Below are 16981 nucleotides of genomic sequence, written 5' to 3' on the forward strand. Positions count from 1 at the left end.
ACTCCCGAGTACTTGAAACATAGTGTTTCAAGTACTTTTCTCACAGCGGAAAGTTTTAGATTTGCTTTAATAATCCAAGGTAATAGAAGTTTATTTTGAAAAACAGTCCAGCTTCCTTAAAGTAAAAACAGTTTGTCTATATTCAAAAATAAGATTGGGAGGTCCCAATCTTATTTTTTTTCTGATGAAGATGAGCTTGAGCTACTTGAGCTGGAATCCTCACTTGAAGAAGATGAACTGAACTGTTCAGGGTGGAGCTCCTTATAGCTTGGTGCTTTGAAGAGATCAACCGTTGATTGATTGCCTTTTTGGCTATAGAGGCTGGTTGATGCATCACCTTTTTCTTTTTCAATTTTCTTCAATGCTTTCATCGAGTTATTGTAGGAGTAGTCATCCGGGTTGACTTTACCAAGATCATTTCCTGTATAGAATCGTAAGAGGTCTCCTGTTTGGATACTATCACTAATCTTGAGTTGTAGATTCGCTGCCTCACGGATTTTATCCAGTTGCTCTTTCGTTGATTCGTCTGGATTGGTGATTTCTTCACCAGTCTTGGTGTAATAGGTCCGGCCACTGTAACTTGTATACTCAGGAGTCACAAAGTAGTTAGCAGAACGGAAAGCTACGATTTGGCTATGATTTGGAGATAACAAGTCTTGACCAACTTGAAGGAAGTTCTTAGAATCAATTCCTAACAAGTGTTCTAATGTTGGAAGCATATCAATCTCTCCACCATAGGTCTCAATCACTTTCCCCTTGTCCATACCAGGAATAACTACCATATACGGTACGCGTTGCAACATGGCATTGTCATAACTAGACCAAGTTTCAGAGTTCTTATCTAGCAAAGGAGCCAGGGCTGGATTTCGAGAATTAGAAATACCGTAGTGGTCCCCGTACAGAACAATAATGGAGTTCTCATAAAGACCAGAAGCTTTGAGATAATCGAAGAAGGCCTTGATGGAAGCATCCAAGTAGTTGGCTGTTGCGAAATAGCCATTAATGGTTTCATCTTGCGTCTCTGCAAGAGGGAAGCCAATTTCGTCACCAATCAGACTCGTCGTATAAGGATAGTGGTTGGAAACGGTAATGAACTTAGTATAAAACGGTTGTTGCATGTGTTCCAAGTACTTGATAGAATCCTTCAACATGATCTTGTCATTAAGTCCATACTGGAAGGAGTTGGTGTCATCTTGCTTGGTAAAATAGGAGGCATCAAAGAAGTAATGGTAGCCCCATTGTTTGTAAGCTGTATTACGGTTCCAGAAGCTTCCGGCATTTCCGTGGAAAACTGCACTGGATTGGTAGCCATTCTTAGAAAGAATGAAAGGAGCTGCTTGCTGGGTATTGGTCCCACCGTAGTTCACCATAAAGGAACCTTGGTTCAAACCGAACAAGCCCGTTTCAATCATGGTCTCTGCATCCGATGTTTTGCCAGCTTTTACCTGGTTAAAGACATTGGCAAATGCAAAGGTTTCGTTTGAATGGTAGAGCGAGTTGATAAAAGGGGTCACTTCGTATTCTTTGCCATCGACTTTCAATTTATAGTCGATCAAGAATTGTTGGAAGCTTTCCAAATGGATATAGATAACATTACGACCTTTAGCAAGACCAAAGGTTTCAGGGTTTGGTTGAGCATAATGGCTAGCAATATACTCTTCAACTGGCTTCAAGTCAACCTCAGAAGCCTTTGAGCGTTCTTTATTGGCCATGTAGGTCTGGTTGGCACTGTAACCCAAAAAGGCAGGTAAACCAAGCGCACGAACCACATAGTAGTTGGAGAAGCCACGCGTTAACAATTCCGGACGGTCAATCTCTGCCAAGAAAAGGTTGGCAGAGAAGAGCATAGCAGAGAGCGAAGTCACTGCAAAACTTGCCCGTTTGTTAAAGGGACGGTGATCTAGTTTGACCAATTTCTTTAAGAAGAGGAAAGCTAGAATCGGGAAGTCTAAAATATAGATAATATCCCAGGGACGGAATAATTCTAAGGCTGCAGCTCCAAGACCAGCGGAAACCTTACTAGAGGCCAGCATGGTATTAACCGTTACGAAGTCTGTAAACTCACGATAATAAATCGAGTTGGAAATCAACCAGATAAATAAAATGACATAGATGCTAAAAGATAGCAAATAAAAGAGTTTGGTTCTCTTAATATAAAAAGCGAGACCGATCAATAAGAGGCTTAACGGTATCGGGTTAATGACTGCGAGAAAAACCTGATAGAAACCTTGAATATCTAAATTAAAGTCTACTGTATAGGCCCACATGGTTTTAAACCAATATAGCAACAGTAGGGTAAAGACAAATCCTAGTCTGGTACTCATAGCATCGAGTATCGTTTTGGTAATTTTTTTCACAAAAATATACTTCCTTGCCTTATTTCCTTAAAATTTTCTTACAACAGTATACCATAATTTAAAACGTTTTGAAAATATAGCAAGTGTTTAATTCGGGACAAAACGTTAAAGTCTGAGATGATGAATCAATTAGTCAACAAAAGTAGGGAGAATGTCAAATAAGGTTTTCAAATCAACAATATAAGTCGTATTTTTAAGGAAGAGACTTTGTGAAATTTTGAAAATTTTGATACAATAGAAAGTATGAAAAAGCTGATAATTAACCGACAAGTTGAGAAGAAAATCCATAAAGGTTATAAGATTTTAGAAAAGATTGACTTTGGGCAACTCTCCTTTGACAATGAGGTGGTTGAGCTGGTCACAGCTTCGGGCCATTTTCTAGGGACAGGCTACCTTTCAGAGCAAAACAAGGGACTTGGTTGGGTCATTTCTACCAAGAAAATCACCTTGGATCAGGCTTACTTTAGTCAGCTATTTGCTAAGGCCAAGTCCAAGCGCCAGTCTTACTATCAGTCGGAATTGGATACAGCTTTTAGAATTTTTAATCAAGAAGGCGACGGATTTGGTGGCTTGACCATTGATCTCTATGGAGATTATGCCGTCTTTTCCATCTACAATGCCTTTGTTTATCAAATCAGAGAGTTGCTTGTTGCGGTTTTTCAAGAAGTCTTTCCAGAGGTCTTGGGAGGATATGAAAAAATCCGTTTCAAGGATCCAGGTTATGAGTCAGCCCATCTTTTTGGTCAAGAAGCTCCAGAGCAGTTTTTGATTTTGGAAAATGGTGTTCGCTACCAAGTCTTTCTGAATGATGGCTTGATGACAGGGATTTTCTTAGACCAACACGATGTGCGTGCTAGCTTAGTAGATGGCTTAGCTGCAGGTAAAAGCTTGCTCAATATGTTTTCTTACACAGCGGCTTTTTCGGTAGCAGCGGCTATGGGAGGAGCAGTAGAAACAACCTCTGTTGATTTGGCTAAGCGGAGTCGTGAACTATCTGAAGCTCATTTTGTGGCAAATGGTCTAGCATTGGACCAGCACCGCTTTATCGTCATGGATGTTTTTGATTATTATAAGTATGCTAAGCGTCATGGCTTGACTTATGATGTGATCGTTTTAGATCCGCCGAGTTTTGCTCGCAATAAGAAGCGTACCTTCTCAGTTGCGAAGGATTACCACAAACTAATCGAGCAGTCCCTAGAAATCTTGAAACCAAAAGGAATTTTGATTGCTAGTACGAATGCTGCAAATGTCAGTCGGGATAAATTTAAGAAAGAAATTGAAAAGGGCTTTAAAGGCCGGAAACATCGGTATATCAGTGAGGTCGGACTTCCAGCTGATTTTCGATATAACGAAAAAGAAGAAAGTAGTAATTACTTAAAAGTATTTACGATTAGGGTGGATCAATGAAATTAGTCGTTTCTGTAATGCCAAGAAATTTTGAAGAAGCACAGGCCATTGATGCCAGTCGTTATCAAGATGCAGATGTGATTGAATGGCGTGCGGATTACTTGGACAAAAATGATATCTTACAAGTGGCGCCTGCCATCTTTGAAAAATTTGCAGGTCGTGAGATTTTATTTACGCTACGGACCCGGGAGCAGGGAGGAGAAATTGAGCTTTCTGGTGAAGAGTACGTAGCTCTTATCCATGATATCAACAACATCTACCATCCGGATTATGTCGATTTTGAGTACTTTGGTCATCAGGCCGAGTTTAATCAGATGATGGATTATTCCAATCTTTGCTTAAGCTACCATAATTTCCAGGAAACCCCTGAGAATATGATGGAGATTATGTCTGAATTAACCAGCTTTACACCGAAATTGGTCAAGGTATCTGTGATGGCTCATACCGAGCAGGATGTTCTGGACCTAATGAACTATACACGTGGCTTTAAGACACTTAATCCTGAACAAGAGTTCGTTACCATTTCTATGGGGAAAATCGGCCGAATCTCTCGTATCGCTGCCGATTTAACCGGTTCTGTTTGGTCCTATGCTAGTGTAGGAGTGGAAAGTGCACCAGGACAAATTAGCTTGTCCAGCATGCACAAGATTCGGGAGATCTTAGATGAAGATTGATGGCTATACGCGAATGGCTGCCGTGATTGCCAAGCCCATTCGTCATAGTATCTCACCCTTTATTCACAATCAGGCTTATCAACTAACCGCGACCAATGTAGTCTATCTTGCTTGGGAAGTGGAAGAAGAACAAGTCGAACAAAGTCTTCAACAGTTACGGGTACTGGATATGTTGGGCGCTAATATTTCCATGCCTTACAAGAAAAAGGTCTTGCCATTTTTAGATCAGGTAGATGGAAGCGCACAACTTATTGGTTCGGTCAATACGATTGTTCAGAAAGATGGTCGTTTAACAGGCTACAACACAGACGGACTTGGTTTTCTAAAGAGTCTTCCTAAGACTTTTTCGATAAAGAATAAGAAACTTGTCCTTTTAGGAGCGGGTGGTGCTGCGACTGCTATTGTTGTAGAGGCTATTCGGCAAGGAGTTGGCGAGATTCATTTATTTGTTCGTCCAGAAAGTTTAGATAAGTATCGGGCTATCTTTACTCCACTATCCGAAACTCTTGATGTTTCAATTGTCCTTCATGACTTATCCAGTCGGGATCAGTTGAATGCAACGATAGAGGGGACGGATTTATTGATCAATGCTACAGGACTTGGAATGGACGGGTCTTCTCTCCCTATTCCGAAAGAGTTTAACTTTCCTAAAGAATGTCTAGTGGCTGATTTAGCTTATTTTCCTGCCAAGACACCATTTCTTCAATTAGCAGAAGAACAAGGGGCAAAAACCTTAAATGGCTTGGGAATGCTCTTCCATCAAGCTGCCGTTGCCTTCGAACTGATGACGGATAAAACTTTCCCGGAAGAGGAAGTCTGGCAAGCTTTGAAATTGGAATACCCAGATTATGTATTAGAAAAATGATGGAAGAAAACAGAAAAACTTAATCAAGTATGCTCTGTTTTCTATTTTTATACAATAGTGAAATTGTAATCTTTTTCACATGGATTTGAAAGGAGATTCTTATGAAGGTGAATGTTGATCTACCAAAGAATGGTTATGAGATTGTCATTGAGAATGGAGCGATCCAAAAGGTTGGAACCTGGCTCAGTCATTTATGGGAAGCTCAAAAAGTAGCAGTCATTACAGACAATCATGTAGGGTCTCTTTATGCAAGTCAGGTGGTAAAAAGCCTTGAAAGTGAAGGATTTACAGTGATTAGCTTTGAGTTCCTAGAAGGAGAAGCTAGTAAAAATCTGACGACCGTTCAAAAAGTCTATGAATTCTTAGCCAAGAATGGGATGACACGATCAGATGGCATCCTCGCTCTTGGTGGTGGTGTTGTTGGTGATCTAGCTGGCTTTGTAGCATCCACCTATATGCGGGGAATCCATTTCGTCCAAGTACCGACTAGTTTGACGGCTCAGGTTGACTCCTCTATCGGAGGTAAGACCGGAGTCAATACACTCTATGCTAAGAACATGGTAGGAACCTTTGCCCAACCGGATGGGGTTCTGATCGATCCTGAAGTGCTGCGGACTCTTGGCCAGCGCGAGTTGATCGAGGGCATGGGGGAAGTCATTAAGTACGGTCTCATCGAAGATCCTGCCTTATGGGAAGAACTGGATCAAATGGATGGCTCCATTGAGTCTATTTATGAGCATGCAGAATCCTTGATTGCCCATTCCTGTCAAGTCAAGCGCAAGATGGTCGTCGAAGATGAGTTAGATCAAGGCATTCGCCTTTATCTGAATTTTGGTCATACCCTTGGTCATGCGATCGAAGCAACAGCCGGTTATGGTCAGGTCATGCATGGAGAAGCCGTTGCGATTGGAATGGTGCAAGTTACTAAGGTGGCAGAAGCTAAGGGATTGGTTCAAGCCGGTTTAACGCAGGCTATCCGGCAAATGTGTCAAAAATTTGGCTTACCAGTGGAATTCCATACTTGGGATAAGGAAAAGCTTTATCAGGCCTTGATCTTAGACAAGAAGGCCAGGGGCAATCAATTGAAACTTGTTTTGGTACCTGAAATTGGAACTTGTCAGATCCATCCAGTCCCATTGGAAGAGATGAGAGACTTCTTACACTAGAAAGCGACAAAGGAGATAGCATGCGTTATTTAACAGCAGGAGAATCACACGGACCACGACTTACAGCTATTATCGAAGGAGTGCCAGCAGGGCTCCCTTTGACCGCTGATTATATCAACGGCGAATTAAAACGTCGCCAGGGTGGCTACGGTCGTGGAGCACGGATGAAGATTGAAAGCGATCAGGTCGAGATCACGTCAGGTGTTCGCCATGGCTTGACCATGGGAGGTCCTATCACCTTGAATGTCACCAATCTAGACCATCAAAAATGGCTGGAAATCATGTCTGTCAGTGATGTGGAGGGAAAGAAGAAGGGACTCCGGAAAATTACCAAGCCTCGTCCAGGCCACGCTGATTTGGTTGGCGGGATCAAGTACCGCTTTGATGACTTGCGAAATTCTTTGGAACGGTCATCGGCTCGGGAAACAACCATGCGGGTAGCAGTTGGTGCAGTAGCCAAACGTCTATTGGAAGAGATTGAGGTTCAAGTAGCCAGCCACATCGTCAATTTCGGTGGCATCGAAGTAGAGGTTCCGGAAAATCTAACGGTTTCCCAAATCAAGGAAGCGGTTGCTCAATCCGAGGTTTCCATCGTTAATCGAGAGCGAGAAGAGGAAATCAAGGCCTATATCGATAGTGTGAAGAAAGAAGGGGAAACCATCGGAGGGATCGTCGAAACGATTGTAGGTGGTGTGCCTGTCGGTCTGGGTTCTTTTGTCCAATGGGATAAGAAATTGGATGCCAAGATCGCTCAAGGGGTTGTCTCAATCAATGCTTTTAAAGGTGTAGAGTTCGGGCTAGGCTTTGAAGCAGGTCGTCGCAAAGGCAGTCAAGTCATGGACGAAATTCTTTGGTCTGAGCAAGATGGGTATACTCGTCGAACCAATCATTTGGGTGGATTTGAAGGCGGTATGACCAATGGAGAGCCGATTATCGTCCGTGGTGTTATGAAACCAATCCCAACCCTTTATAAACCCCTTATGAGTGTCGATATTGAAACGCACGAACCGTATAAGGCTACGGTGGAGCGGAGTGATCCGACGGCACTTCCAGCTGCAGGGGTTGTCATGGAGGCTGTGGTGGCAACGGTTTTAGCCACAGAAGTCTTGGACAAGTTCTCTTCTGATAATCTGGAAGAATTGAAGGAAGCTGTCGAGCGTCATCGGGCCTATACCAAAGCTTTCTAACTGGAGAAATAGATGGAAGAAAAGGTTGTTTATATCGTCGGTCTAGGACTGATTGGCGCTTCGTTAGCCATGGGGATCCGAAAAGCTCATCCGCAAGTGACTTTACTAGGCTATAATCGCAGTCAGGCCTCACGGGATATTGCACTTAAGAATGACATAGTGGATGAGGTGACGGCTGATTTGGAAGAGTTTGCTTCTCGAGCAGATGTTATCATCGTCTCTTTGCCCGTCAAGCAAACCATTCAAACCTTTCAGCAACTGGCGAAAATACCACTGAAAGAAGGAGTCATTGTGACAGATGTGGGCTCCACCAAGGGGGCTATTGTAGAAGCTGGTCAAGAAGTTTTTAATCATCTCCCAGTCCGTTTTGTCGGCGGGCATCCCATGGCGGGAAGTCACAAGACAGGAGCTGCCTCAGCTGACTCCACGCTCTTTGAAAATGCCTACTATATTTTTACCCCAACAGCTACGACAGACCCAAGTGCGGTCTTGGAATTGAAGGATCTCCTCTCAGGGCTTAAAGCCCGTTTCATCGAGGTAGATCCAATAGAACACGATCGGGTCACTTCTCAAATCAGCCACTTTCCTCACGTATTGGCAGCTACCCTGATGGGACAAGCAGCTGCTTATACAGAAGAGCATGCCTTAGCAGGTCGCTTTGCTGTAGGAGGATTTCGTGATATGACGCGGATTGCGGAGAGTGAGCCCAGTATGTGGACCTCCATTCTGCTATCTAATCCAGCTTCGGTTCTCGATCGGATAGCGGATTTTCAGGATCGTCTTGACCAAGTTGCTGATATGATTCGCCAAGGACAAGAAGATGCCATTTGGTCCTTCTTTGACCATAGTCGAGAGCAACGGCAACATATGCAGATCCATAAGAGAGGAGGGGTGGAAAGCACCTTCGATATTTTTGTGGATGTCCCAGATGAAGAAGATGTCATCCTTCGGATCTTGGAGCTGCTTCGTGGTACCTCCTTGGTCAATATTCATATTAATGAAGAAAACCGGGAAGATGTCTACGGGATCCTTCAGATTTCCTTTAAGACGGCTGCAGATCAAGCGCGGGCTGAAGCCCTGATCACCGAGCAAACGGATTATAGTGTGGTGATCAAATAGGTCCCAAGTAGGATTTTTACAAAAATAGCAGTTTCTACCACAAGATCTACCAGAATCTTTGTATAATAGAACAAAACCAAATTGTTAAGGAGAAATCACATGTCAAATATTTATGATCTAGCCAATGAGTTGTCACGCGGAATTCGTGACTTACCAGAATACAAGGCTGTCCTTGCTAGTAAGGAAGCCATTGATGCCGATGCCGATGCAAAAGCGTTATTCGGAGACTACCTGGCTTTCCAACAAGAAATTCATGGAGTCATCCAGTCTGGACAAATGCCAACTGAAGACCAACAAAAGAAAATGCAGGACTTTGCTGGGAAGTTACAAGGAAACCCAATTGTAAATGAGTTTTTCACCAAACAACAGCAATTGTCTGTTTATCTAGGAGATATTGAACGGATTATTTTTGATCCAGTTCAAGATTTATTTAAATAAGGGAGAGGTGGAGAGCCCACCTCTTTTTCTCTCCCATCTTAGAGGACCTTCCAAGTTAACGTTGAAAATGGCTGTTTTTTATGGTAGAATTTTTAGAAAAGCTTGAAGGGGTAAGCCATGAAATTACAAACGAATTGTAAGGGTTTAAATGGAATCATTCGTGTTCCGGGGGATAAATCGATCAGTCATCGTTCGATTATCTTTGGTAGCCTTGCGCATGGAACCTCTAAGGTCTATGATATCCTACGTGGTGAAGATGTCTTATCAACTATTCAAGTATTTAGAGACCTAGGCGTTTCTATCCAAGATGATGGTCAAGTGATCACCATCGAGGGGAAAGGTTTTGAAGCCTTTCAACAACCTAAGAATGATCTGGATATGGGGAACTCAGGCACCTCCACTCGATTGATAGCGGGTGTCTTAGCAGGAAGTCCTTTTCCAGTCACCATGGTTGGAGATGACAGCTTGTCTAAACGGCCAATGGATCGAGTGGCGATCCCCCTTCGAGAGATGGGAGTCACTGTCCAGGGTCAAACAGATCGAGACATGTTGCCCCTTCACCTTCATGGAACAAAAGAGTTACAACCAATCCATTATTCATTACCGGTAGCCTCTGCTCAGGTCAAGTCGGCTCTTCTATTTGCTGCCATGCAAGCAGAAGGGGAGTCAGTCATTCTAGAGAAAGAACTGACACGGAATCACACCGAAGATATGATCCAGCAGTTCGGTGGCCAGATCAGCGTGAAGGGCAAAGAAATTCGCCTACGTGGGCCTCAAAGCTTCCATGCCTGTGAGGTGACGGTACCAGGTGATATTTCCAGTGCAGCCTTTTGGTTGGTAGCTGGTTTGATTGTCCCTAATAGTCAGATTCGTCTGGAGAATGTCGGGATCAATGAGACTCGTACAGGTATTCTAGAAGTTATTGAAAAAATGGGAGGCAAGCTTCAAATATTGGATGTTGATCCCCTTGCTAAGGCTGCGACGCTTGTCGTAGAGACTTCCGACCTCCATGGAACAGAAATTTCGGGTGATTTGATTCCTCGCTTGATTGATGAGCTTCCAATCATTGCTCTTTTGGCTACCCAGGCTTCTGGCCAAACCATTATCAAAGATGCTGAAGAATTGAAAGTCAAGGAAACGGATCGTATCCAAGTAGTGGCAGAGAGTCTAAATGCCATGGGAGCTAACATCACCCCAACAGAGGATGGGATGATTATTGAGGGGAAAACGCCCTTACATGGTGCTAGCCTGCAAACCTTTGGTGACCACCGAATCGGTATGATGGGAGCTATTGCAGCCCTGCTTGTAAGCGATGGTGAAGTGGAGCTTGTGCGTGCTGAAGCTATTAATACCAGCTACCCTACCTTCTTTGCTGATTTAGAAAAGGTGTTTTATGCCTAAAGTACTACTCGGCTTTATGGGAGCAGGGAAAACGACCATTGGCTCTTTATTAGATCCAGCTTTTACAGATATGGATGCACTCTTGGTCCAACGCTTAGGAATGCCGATTTCTGACTATTTTGCTCGCTATGGAGAAGACAGTTTTCGCCAGCAAGAGTCGCTTTTGTTGCAAGAGTTGCTCAATCAAGAGAGCTCGGTCATTTCAACTGGTGGGGGCATCGTCCTGAAACCAGAAAATCGCAAGCTTCTCAAGAAGAATCCTTGTAATATTTATTTACGGATTGATTTTGAGCGGCTTTATCAAAGACTGGCTGCGGATCCTGCAACTAAGCGCCCCCTCTTTCTTAATAAAAAACCAGAAGAGTTTCGTGCCTTGTATGAGCAACGCCTGCCCCTATATGAAGAAGTAGCCACACATGTGATTGATGTTGCTGAAAAGACACCAGAAGAAATTGTGGAGATCATCCGATGCTTGTAGCTTATCTCGGTCCTAAGGGATCCTTTACCCACCATGTAGCCCTTGAAAGTTTTGAAGAGGCGACCTTATGCCCTTACGGGTCTATCACAGAAGTGATCAAAGCTTATGAGTCCGACCAAGTAGATTATGCGGTTATCCCTGTTGAGAACTCTATCGAAGGTAGTGTCCATGAGACGATTGACTACCTCTTTCACCAGGCTCGTTTTCAGGCTATTGCAGAAGTGGTCTATCCCATTAAGCAACAACTCTTAGCTGTTAAGCAGGATCAAGCCATTGAGGTGATCTATTCGCATCCTCAAGCATTAGCCCAAGGGAAAGCCTATGTACAGGAGCATTTCCCTCAAGCCAGACTAGAGATGACAACATCGACATCCTATGCAGCTCGATATGTCTCTCAACATCCGGAACTTCCTATTGCAGCCATTGCGCCTTTGGAGGCTAAGGATGAATATGGTTTGGAAGTGGTAGCTAGTAATATTCAGGAAATGGATCAAAATTTCACCCGCTTTTGGATCCTTGGTCAGCGACCTTTTGAAGGAAGTCGCTCGCTGAAGAAAGCTGCTAGTAAGGATAGTTTGGCCATTACCTTACCAAGTAATATTGCGGGCTCCTTATGCCAGGCCCTATCTACATTTGCTTCAAGAGAATTAAATTTAACAAAAATTGAAAGTCGTCCTTTAAAAACGGCCCTAGGGGAGTATTTTTTTATCATCGATGTGGTGGATGCTGACGAAGCACTGTTTGCTTCTGCCTATCAAGAACTGGAGTCCCTGGGAGTATCTATCAAAACCTTGGGCCACTATTCGGTCTATGTGCTAAACGATAATGAAACGGAGAACGTATGAGTAGAGAATCAGAAAACCTATCCTATCATGAACAAAAGAGATTGGATTATCTTTATTCCAACTACCATTACCTGAACGAAAAGGAGCAGTTGGAATACAAGTACTTAAAAAATAAATCAGAGGGACGATTCCAAGACGATCCCGTTTCAGAAAGAGCAGAAGAGCCTGTTGCACCTTCAAGTAGAGGAGAAGACAATTCTGACGAATTACCAGTCTATCCATCACGTAGCCGGAAGGACAAACCCAAAACCAATAAAAAGAATCGAGAGGACGTAGCAGCCCTTCCCAAACGTAAGAAGGGAAGAAAGATCCGCTTCAAACGTATTTTAAAATGGATAGCCATCTTCTTCTTGTTAGTCCTTGGTGGAATGGTCTTTATGTTTCTAAAAGGCTTGAATAGCAAACCTGGTGGGACTAACGCCCAACCAGCTGTTAAAGAGTATTTTAACGGTCAGAAGACCAAAGACGGGGTCAATATCCTGATCCTGGGAACGGATGGTCGGATTGGGGAAAGCTCATCTGAGACGCGAACGGACTCCATCATGGTGGTCAATGTCAACAACAAGGACGGCAAGGTGAAAATGGTCAGCTTTATGCGAGATACTCTGGTACATATCGATGGCGTAAGCCAACAAACAGATCCAGAATATCAAGATTACTATGACCAGAAGTTGAATACAGCCTTTACCATTGGAGAGCAGAATAACAACCAAGGAGCAGAATTGGTCCGTCAAATGCTCAAAGATAACTTTGACATTGATATCCAATACTATGCCATGGTCGATTTCCAAACCTTTGCGACAGCGATTGACACTCTCTTCCCGAATGGGGTGGAGATGAATGCTCAGTTCTCCACCATTGATGGTGAAACCGTCTCTGAGGTTGAAGTTCCTGATGACTTGAATATGAAGGATGGGGTCGTTCCGAATCAGACCATTAAGGTCGGAAAACAACGAATGGACGGCCGGACCCTCCTCAACTATGCTCGTTTCCGTAAAGATGATGAGGGCGACTTTGGACGGACAAGACGCCAACAAGAAGTCATGTCTGCCATTGTGCACCAAATTAAGGATCCAACCAAGCTCTTTACTGGATCTGAAGCACTGGGAAAGGTCTTCGCTATGACCTCGACCAATGTACCCTTCTCCTTCCTATTGACCAACGGGATTGGCTTAGTCGGAAGTGCCAGCAAGGGGATTGAACGCATTACCATTCCAGAAAATGGGGATTGGGTCGATGCCTATGATATGTATGGCGGCCAAGGTCTCTTAGTGGATTTCGATGCTTATAAAAAGAAATTGTCCCAAATGGGCTTAAGATGATATAATTAAGGGATAGGAGTTTTGAAAACTCCATCCCTTTTAATTTGTAGAAAGATTGAACACCATGTTAAAGAAAAACGAAATTGTAACGGTTGAGATTGTCGATTTGACACACGAAGGAGCAGGAGTGGCTAAGGTCGATGGCCTGGTCTTTTTTGTGGAGAATGCCCTGCCAGGAGAAGTCATCCGCATGCGCGTGCTCAAGGTCAACAAGAAAATCGGCTACGGAAAAGTAGAGGAGTACTTGGAAAAATCTCCTCACCGCAATGAAGAGCTAGACCTGGCTTACTTGCGAAGCGGCATTGCTGACTTGGGCCACCTAGCTTATCCGGAGCAGCTGAAATTCAAGGCCAAGCAGGTTAAGGATAGCCTTTACAAGATGGCAGGAATCTCTGATATCGAAGTGCCCCTGACCTTGGGGATGGGCCATCCCGTCCAGTATCGCAACAAGGCCCAGGTTCCTGTCCGTCGTGTCAATGGTCAGGTAGAGACAGGTTTCTTTCGCAAGAACTCTCATGATTTGATGCCGATCGAAGACTTCTATATCCAAGATCCAGTCATTGACCAAGTGGTCTTGGCTCTTCGAGATTTGATTCGTCGGTTTGACCTCAAGCCTTATGATGAAAAGGAACAGTCTGGCTTGATTCGCAATCTTGTGGTCCGCCGAGGTCACCATTCAGGAGAAATCATGGTCATTTTGGTCACCACTCGTCCCAAGGTTTTCCGTGTGGACCAGTTTCTCGAGCAGTTAATCAAGCAATTCCCAGCCATCAAATCTGTTATGCAAAATATCAACGATCAGAATACCAATGCCATTTTTGGAAAAGAATGGCGGGTTCTCTACGGTCAAGACTATATTACCGATCAAATGTTGGACAATAGCTTCCAAATCTCTGGACCAGCCTTTTACCAGGTCAATACAGAAATGGCAGAGAAGCTCTATCAGACAGCCATTGACTTTGCGGAGTTAAGAGAAGATGATGTCGTGATTGACGCCTACTCCGGAATTGGGACCATTGGCTTGTCAGTTGCCAAGCATGTCAAGGAAGTCTATGGGGTAGAGGTCATCCCAGAAGCAGTGGAGAATAGCCAGAAGAATGCTAGTTTAAATGGCATCACCAATGCCCACTATGTTTGTGATACAGCAGAAAATGCTATGAAGAATTGGCTCAAGGAAGGCATCCAACCAACTGCTATCCTAGTCGACCCACCACGCAAGGGCTTGACCGAAAGCTTCATCAAAGCAAGTGCCCAAACAGGCGCTGACCGGATTGCTTATATCTCCTGTAACGTCGCGACCATGGCGCGTGATATCAAACTCTACCAAGAATTGGGCTATGAATTGAAGAAAGTACAGCCGGTGGATCTTTTTCCGCAAACGCATCATGTTGAGGCGGTAAGTTTGCTAGTCAAGGAGTAAAACGACGAAGATTAGCATTTACTTCCGCCCATGCGATAGCTGTCCGTGATTGACAAGTGCTAGCACGCAGACAGAACGGAGATAGCGAACCGCTGAGTGTGTCGCTCTGCTCGTAAAAGCTTAGAAACCTTTGAACGAAAGGGATAATGAAAGCCTTGATTGCAAGGCTTTTTGCTTTATGGTGGGTAAGTATCAGAGTGAGAAAATTTTTGGAATGAGTAGAAGTGATAGCTAGAAATTATCAGTTTCTATTTCCATTTACCCTGTGGGTACGTGTTTGTTTCCATTGACAAGGAGTTTGTGGGAATAGAAATGTACCCACCTTGTTTGAATCAAGTGAAGTGTAGTTGAAGGAAATCTGTTGAAAGCAATACTTCATTTTACCGAATAAGTAATAATTTAGGCAACTTCAAATCGATTAAAAAAAACTATTTTAAAGGTTAAGAGTAGACAAAAATTGTCCACTCTTTTTTGCAAACTCAATTTATCAATAAATGAAATGAGGGAATGTAAAATGAAATATTTTGAGGTTGAGTTAGAAAATCCTGATGAATTTTTAAAACTACAAACAGAAGATTTTGTGAAAGCTAATCGCTTGCTACTAAGGAAGATAATCCAGAGCGTTACAGTCTATGAAGAAAACTTCGTCATATCCTTTAAATCTGGCATCGAATTGGAAGTATGAGTCTCATTCCATAACTTTTATATTGAACATATCATCTTGTTGTGTTATACTATAAATTGATATAAACAAAGATGTAGGAGGAACCGAAACTATGACAGCCTCAATGCGTTTAAGATAAGCTGGCAATAAAAAAAGCAGAATCTATACCCGATGATAGGCTTTTTTGTTGTGCTTATTTATACGATATTGAGCATTCATTAGTTACGGTGAGGATATTGGTTATTTAACTATACCTTTATTTAACTATGTCTTTAATATGAATGTTTCCAAATTGTATGTATGCAGACCAAAAGCCACATTGTGGGGTTTGGCCTGCATTTTTTATTGCCTAGAATGCTATTCAAAATAGAAATTCAAGCAAAATAATATGCAGGAGATAATATAAATGGAAAAATACAACAATTGGAAACGAAAATTTTATGCAATATGGGCAGGGCAAGCAGTATCATTAATCACTAGTGCCATCCTGCAAATGGCGATTATTTTTTACCTTACAGAAAAAACAGGATCTGCGATGGTCTTGTCTATGGCTTCATTAGTAGGTTTTTTACCCTATGCGATTTTGGGACCTGCCATTGGTGTGCTAGTGGATCGTCATGATAGGAAGAAGATAATGATTGGTGCCGATTTAATTATCGCAGCAGCTGGTGCAGTGCTTGCTATTGTTGCATTCTGTATGGAGCTACCTGTCTGGATGATTATGATAGTATTGTTTATCCGTAGCATTGGAACAGCTTTTCATACCCCAGCACTCAATGCGGTTACACCACTTTTAGTACCAGAAGAACAGCTAACGAAATGCGCAGGCTATAGTCAGTCTTTGCAGTCTATAAGCTATATTGTTAGTCCGGCAGTTGCAGCACTCTTATACTCCGTTTGGGATTTAAATGCTATTATTGCCATCGACGTATTGGGTGCTGTGATTGCATCTATTACGGTAGCAATTGTACGTATACCTAAGCTGGGTAATCAAGTGCAAAGTTTAGAACCAAATTTCATAAGGGAGATGAAAGAAGGAGTTGTGGTTCTGAGACAAAACAAAGGATTGTTTGCCTTATTACTCTTAGGAACACTATATACTTTTGTTTATATGCCAATCAATGCACTATTTCCTTTAATAAGCATGGAACACTTTAATGGAACGCCTGTGCATATTTCTATTACGGAAATTTCCTTTGCATTTGGGATGCTAGCAGGAGGCTTATTATTAGGAAGATTAGGGGGCTTCGAAAAGCATGTATTACTAATAACAAGTTCATTTTTTATAATGGGGACCAGTTTAGCCGTTTCGGGAATACTTCCTCCAAATGGATTTGTAATATTCGTAGTTTGCTGTGCAATAATGGGGCTTTCGGTGCCATTTTATAGCGGTGTGCAAACAGCTCTTTTTCAGGAGAAAATTAAGCCTGAATATTTAGGACGTGTATTTTCTTTGATCGGAAGTATCATGTCACTTGCTATGCCAATTGGGTTAATTCTTTCTGGATTCTTTGCTGATAAAATCGGTGTAAATCATTGGTTTTTACTATCAGGTATTTTAATTATTGGCATTGCTATAGTTTGCCAAATGATAACTGAGGTTAGAAAATTAGATTTAAAATAAACAATATTGGAGGA

The 16981-nt window shown here is 42.8% G+C and carries 14 protein-coding genes and 1 pseudogene; 14 read left to right on the forward strand and 1 reads right to left on the reverse strand.

What is annotated here, in order from left to right; all coding sequences use genetic code 11:
• Nucleotides 1–170: 170 nt before the first annotated feature.
• Complete coding sequence (locus tag I2C87_RS02225; RefSeq protein ID WP_195323818.1) at nt 171–2357, reverse strand: LTA synthase family protein; 2187 nt, start codon at nt 2355–2357, stop codon at nt 171–173.
• A 243-nt stretch (nt 2358–2600) separates the two neighbouring features.
• Between I2C87_RS02225 and I2C87_RS02230 the strand changes: the two genes are divergently transcribed.
• The 14 genes and pseudogenes from I2C87_RS02230 (at nt 2601) to mef(A) (ending at nt 16967) form a co-directional block, all read left to right on the forward strand.
• Nucleotides 2601–3764 carry a class I SAM-dependent rRNA methyltransferase gene (locus I2C87_RS02230; RefSeq protein WP_195323819.1) on the forward strand — a complete coding sequence of 388 codons (1164 nt, stop codon included), beginning with the start codon at nt 2601–2603 and terminating at the stop codon, nt 3762–3764.
• Nucleotides 3761–4438 (forward strand): type I 3-dehydroquinate dehydratase, encoded by a 678-nt coding sequence (gene aroD / locus I2C87_RS02235; RefSeq protein WP_048716962.1) that lies wholly within the window; start codon nt 3761–3763, stop codon nt 4436–4438. The genes I2C87_RS02230 and aroD overlap by 4 nt, the downstream gene beginning before the upstream one ends.
• Complete coding sequence (aroE, locus tag I2C87_RS02240) at nt 4428–5303, forward strand: shikimate dehydrogenase (protein ID WP_195323820.1); 876 nt, start codon at nt 4428–4430, stop codon at nt 5301–5303. Before aroD ends, aroE begins: the two co-directional genes overlap by 11 nt.
• A gap of 101 nt (nt 5304–5404) precedes the next feature.
• Nucleotides 5405–6469, forward strand: a complete 1065-nt coding sequence (gene aroB / locus I2C87_RS02245; protein WP_195323821.1) for a 3-dehydroquinate synthase — start codon at nt 5405–5407, stop codon at nt 6467–6469.
• 20 nt (nt 6470–6489) lie between these two features.
• A complete protein-coding gene (aroC, locus tag I2C87_RS02250) occupies nt 6490–7656 on the forward strand; it encodes a chorismate synthase (protein WP_195323822.1) in 1167 nt (388 codons plus the stop codon).
• 12 nt (nt 7657–7668) lie between these two features.
• Nucleotides 7669–8775 (forward strand): prephenate dehydrogenase, encoded by a 1107-nt coding sequence (locus I2C87_RS02255; protein WP_195323823.1) that lies wholly within the window; start codon nt 7669–7671, stop codon nt 8773–8775.
• A gap of 99 nt (nt 8776–8874) precedes the next feature.
• Nucleotides 8875–9213 (forward strand): YlbF/YmcA family competence regulator, encoded by a 339-nt coding sequence (locus tag I2C87_RS02260; protein WP_061564079.1) that lies wholly within the window; start codon nt 8875–8877, stop codon nt 9211–9213.
• 117 nt (nt 9214–9330) lie between these two features.
• Nucleotides 9331–10614, forward strand: coding sequence for a 3-phosphoshikimate 1-carboxyvinyltransferase (aroA, locus tag I2C87_RS02265; RefSeq protein ID WP_195323824.1), 1284 nt, complete (start codon nt 9331–9333; stop codon nt 10612–10614).
• Nucleotides 10607–11092, forward strand: a complete 486-nt coding sequence (locus tag I2C87_RS02270; RefSeq protein ID WP_195323825.1) for a shikimate kinase — start codon at nt 10607–10609, stop codon at nt 11090–11092. The genes aroA and I2C87_RS02270 overlap by 8 nt, the downstream gene beginning before the upstream one ends.
• Nucleotides 11083–11937 (forward strand): prephenate dehydratase, encoded by an 855-nt coding sequence (gene pheA / locus I2C87_RS02275; protein WP_195323826.1) that lies wholly within the window; start codon nt 11083–11085, stop codon nt 11935–11937. The genes I2C87_RS02270 and pheA overlap by 10 nt, the downstream gene beginning before the upstream one ends.
• Nucleotides 11938–12125: 188 nt before the next feature.
• Nucleotides 12126–13259 (forward strand): annotated as a pseudogene (locus I2C87_RS02280) (LCP family protein); the annotation flags it as partial.
• 64 nt (nt 13260–13323) lie between these two features.
• Complete coding sequence (gene rlmD, locus I2C87_RS02285; RefSeq protein ID WP_195323828.1) at nt 13324–14679, forward strand: 23S rRNA (uracil(1939)-C(5))-methyltransferase RlmD; 1356 nt, start codon at nt 13324–13326, stop codon at nt 14677–14679.
• A gap of 514 nt (nt 14680–15193) precedes the next feature.
• Complete coding sequence (locus I2C87_RS02290; protein ID WP_000873143.1) at nt 15194–15364, forward strand: hypothetical protein; 171 nt, start codon at nt 15194–15196, stop codon at nt 15362–15364.
• A 385-nt stretch (nt 15365–15749) separates the two neighbouring features.
• Entirely contained in the window at nt 15750–16967 is a 1218-nt protein-coding gene (gene mef(A), locus I2C87_RS02295) for a macrolide efflux MFS transporter Mef(A) (RefSeq protein WP_000417519.1), read from the forward strand.
• Nucleotides 16968–16981 lie beyond the last annotated feature (14 nt).

The organism is Streptococcus sp. 1001283B150225_161107_H12 (assembly GCF_015552665.1).
Classification (GTDB): Bacteria; Bacillota; Bacilli; order Lactobacillales; family Streptococcaceae; genus Streptococcus.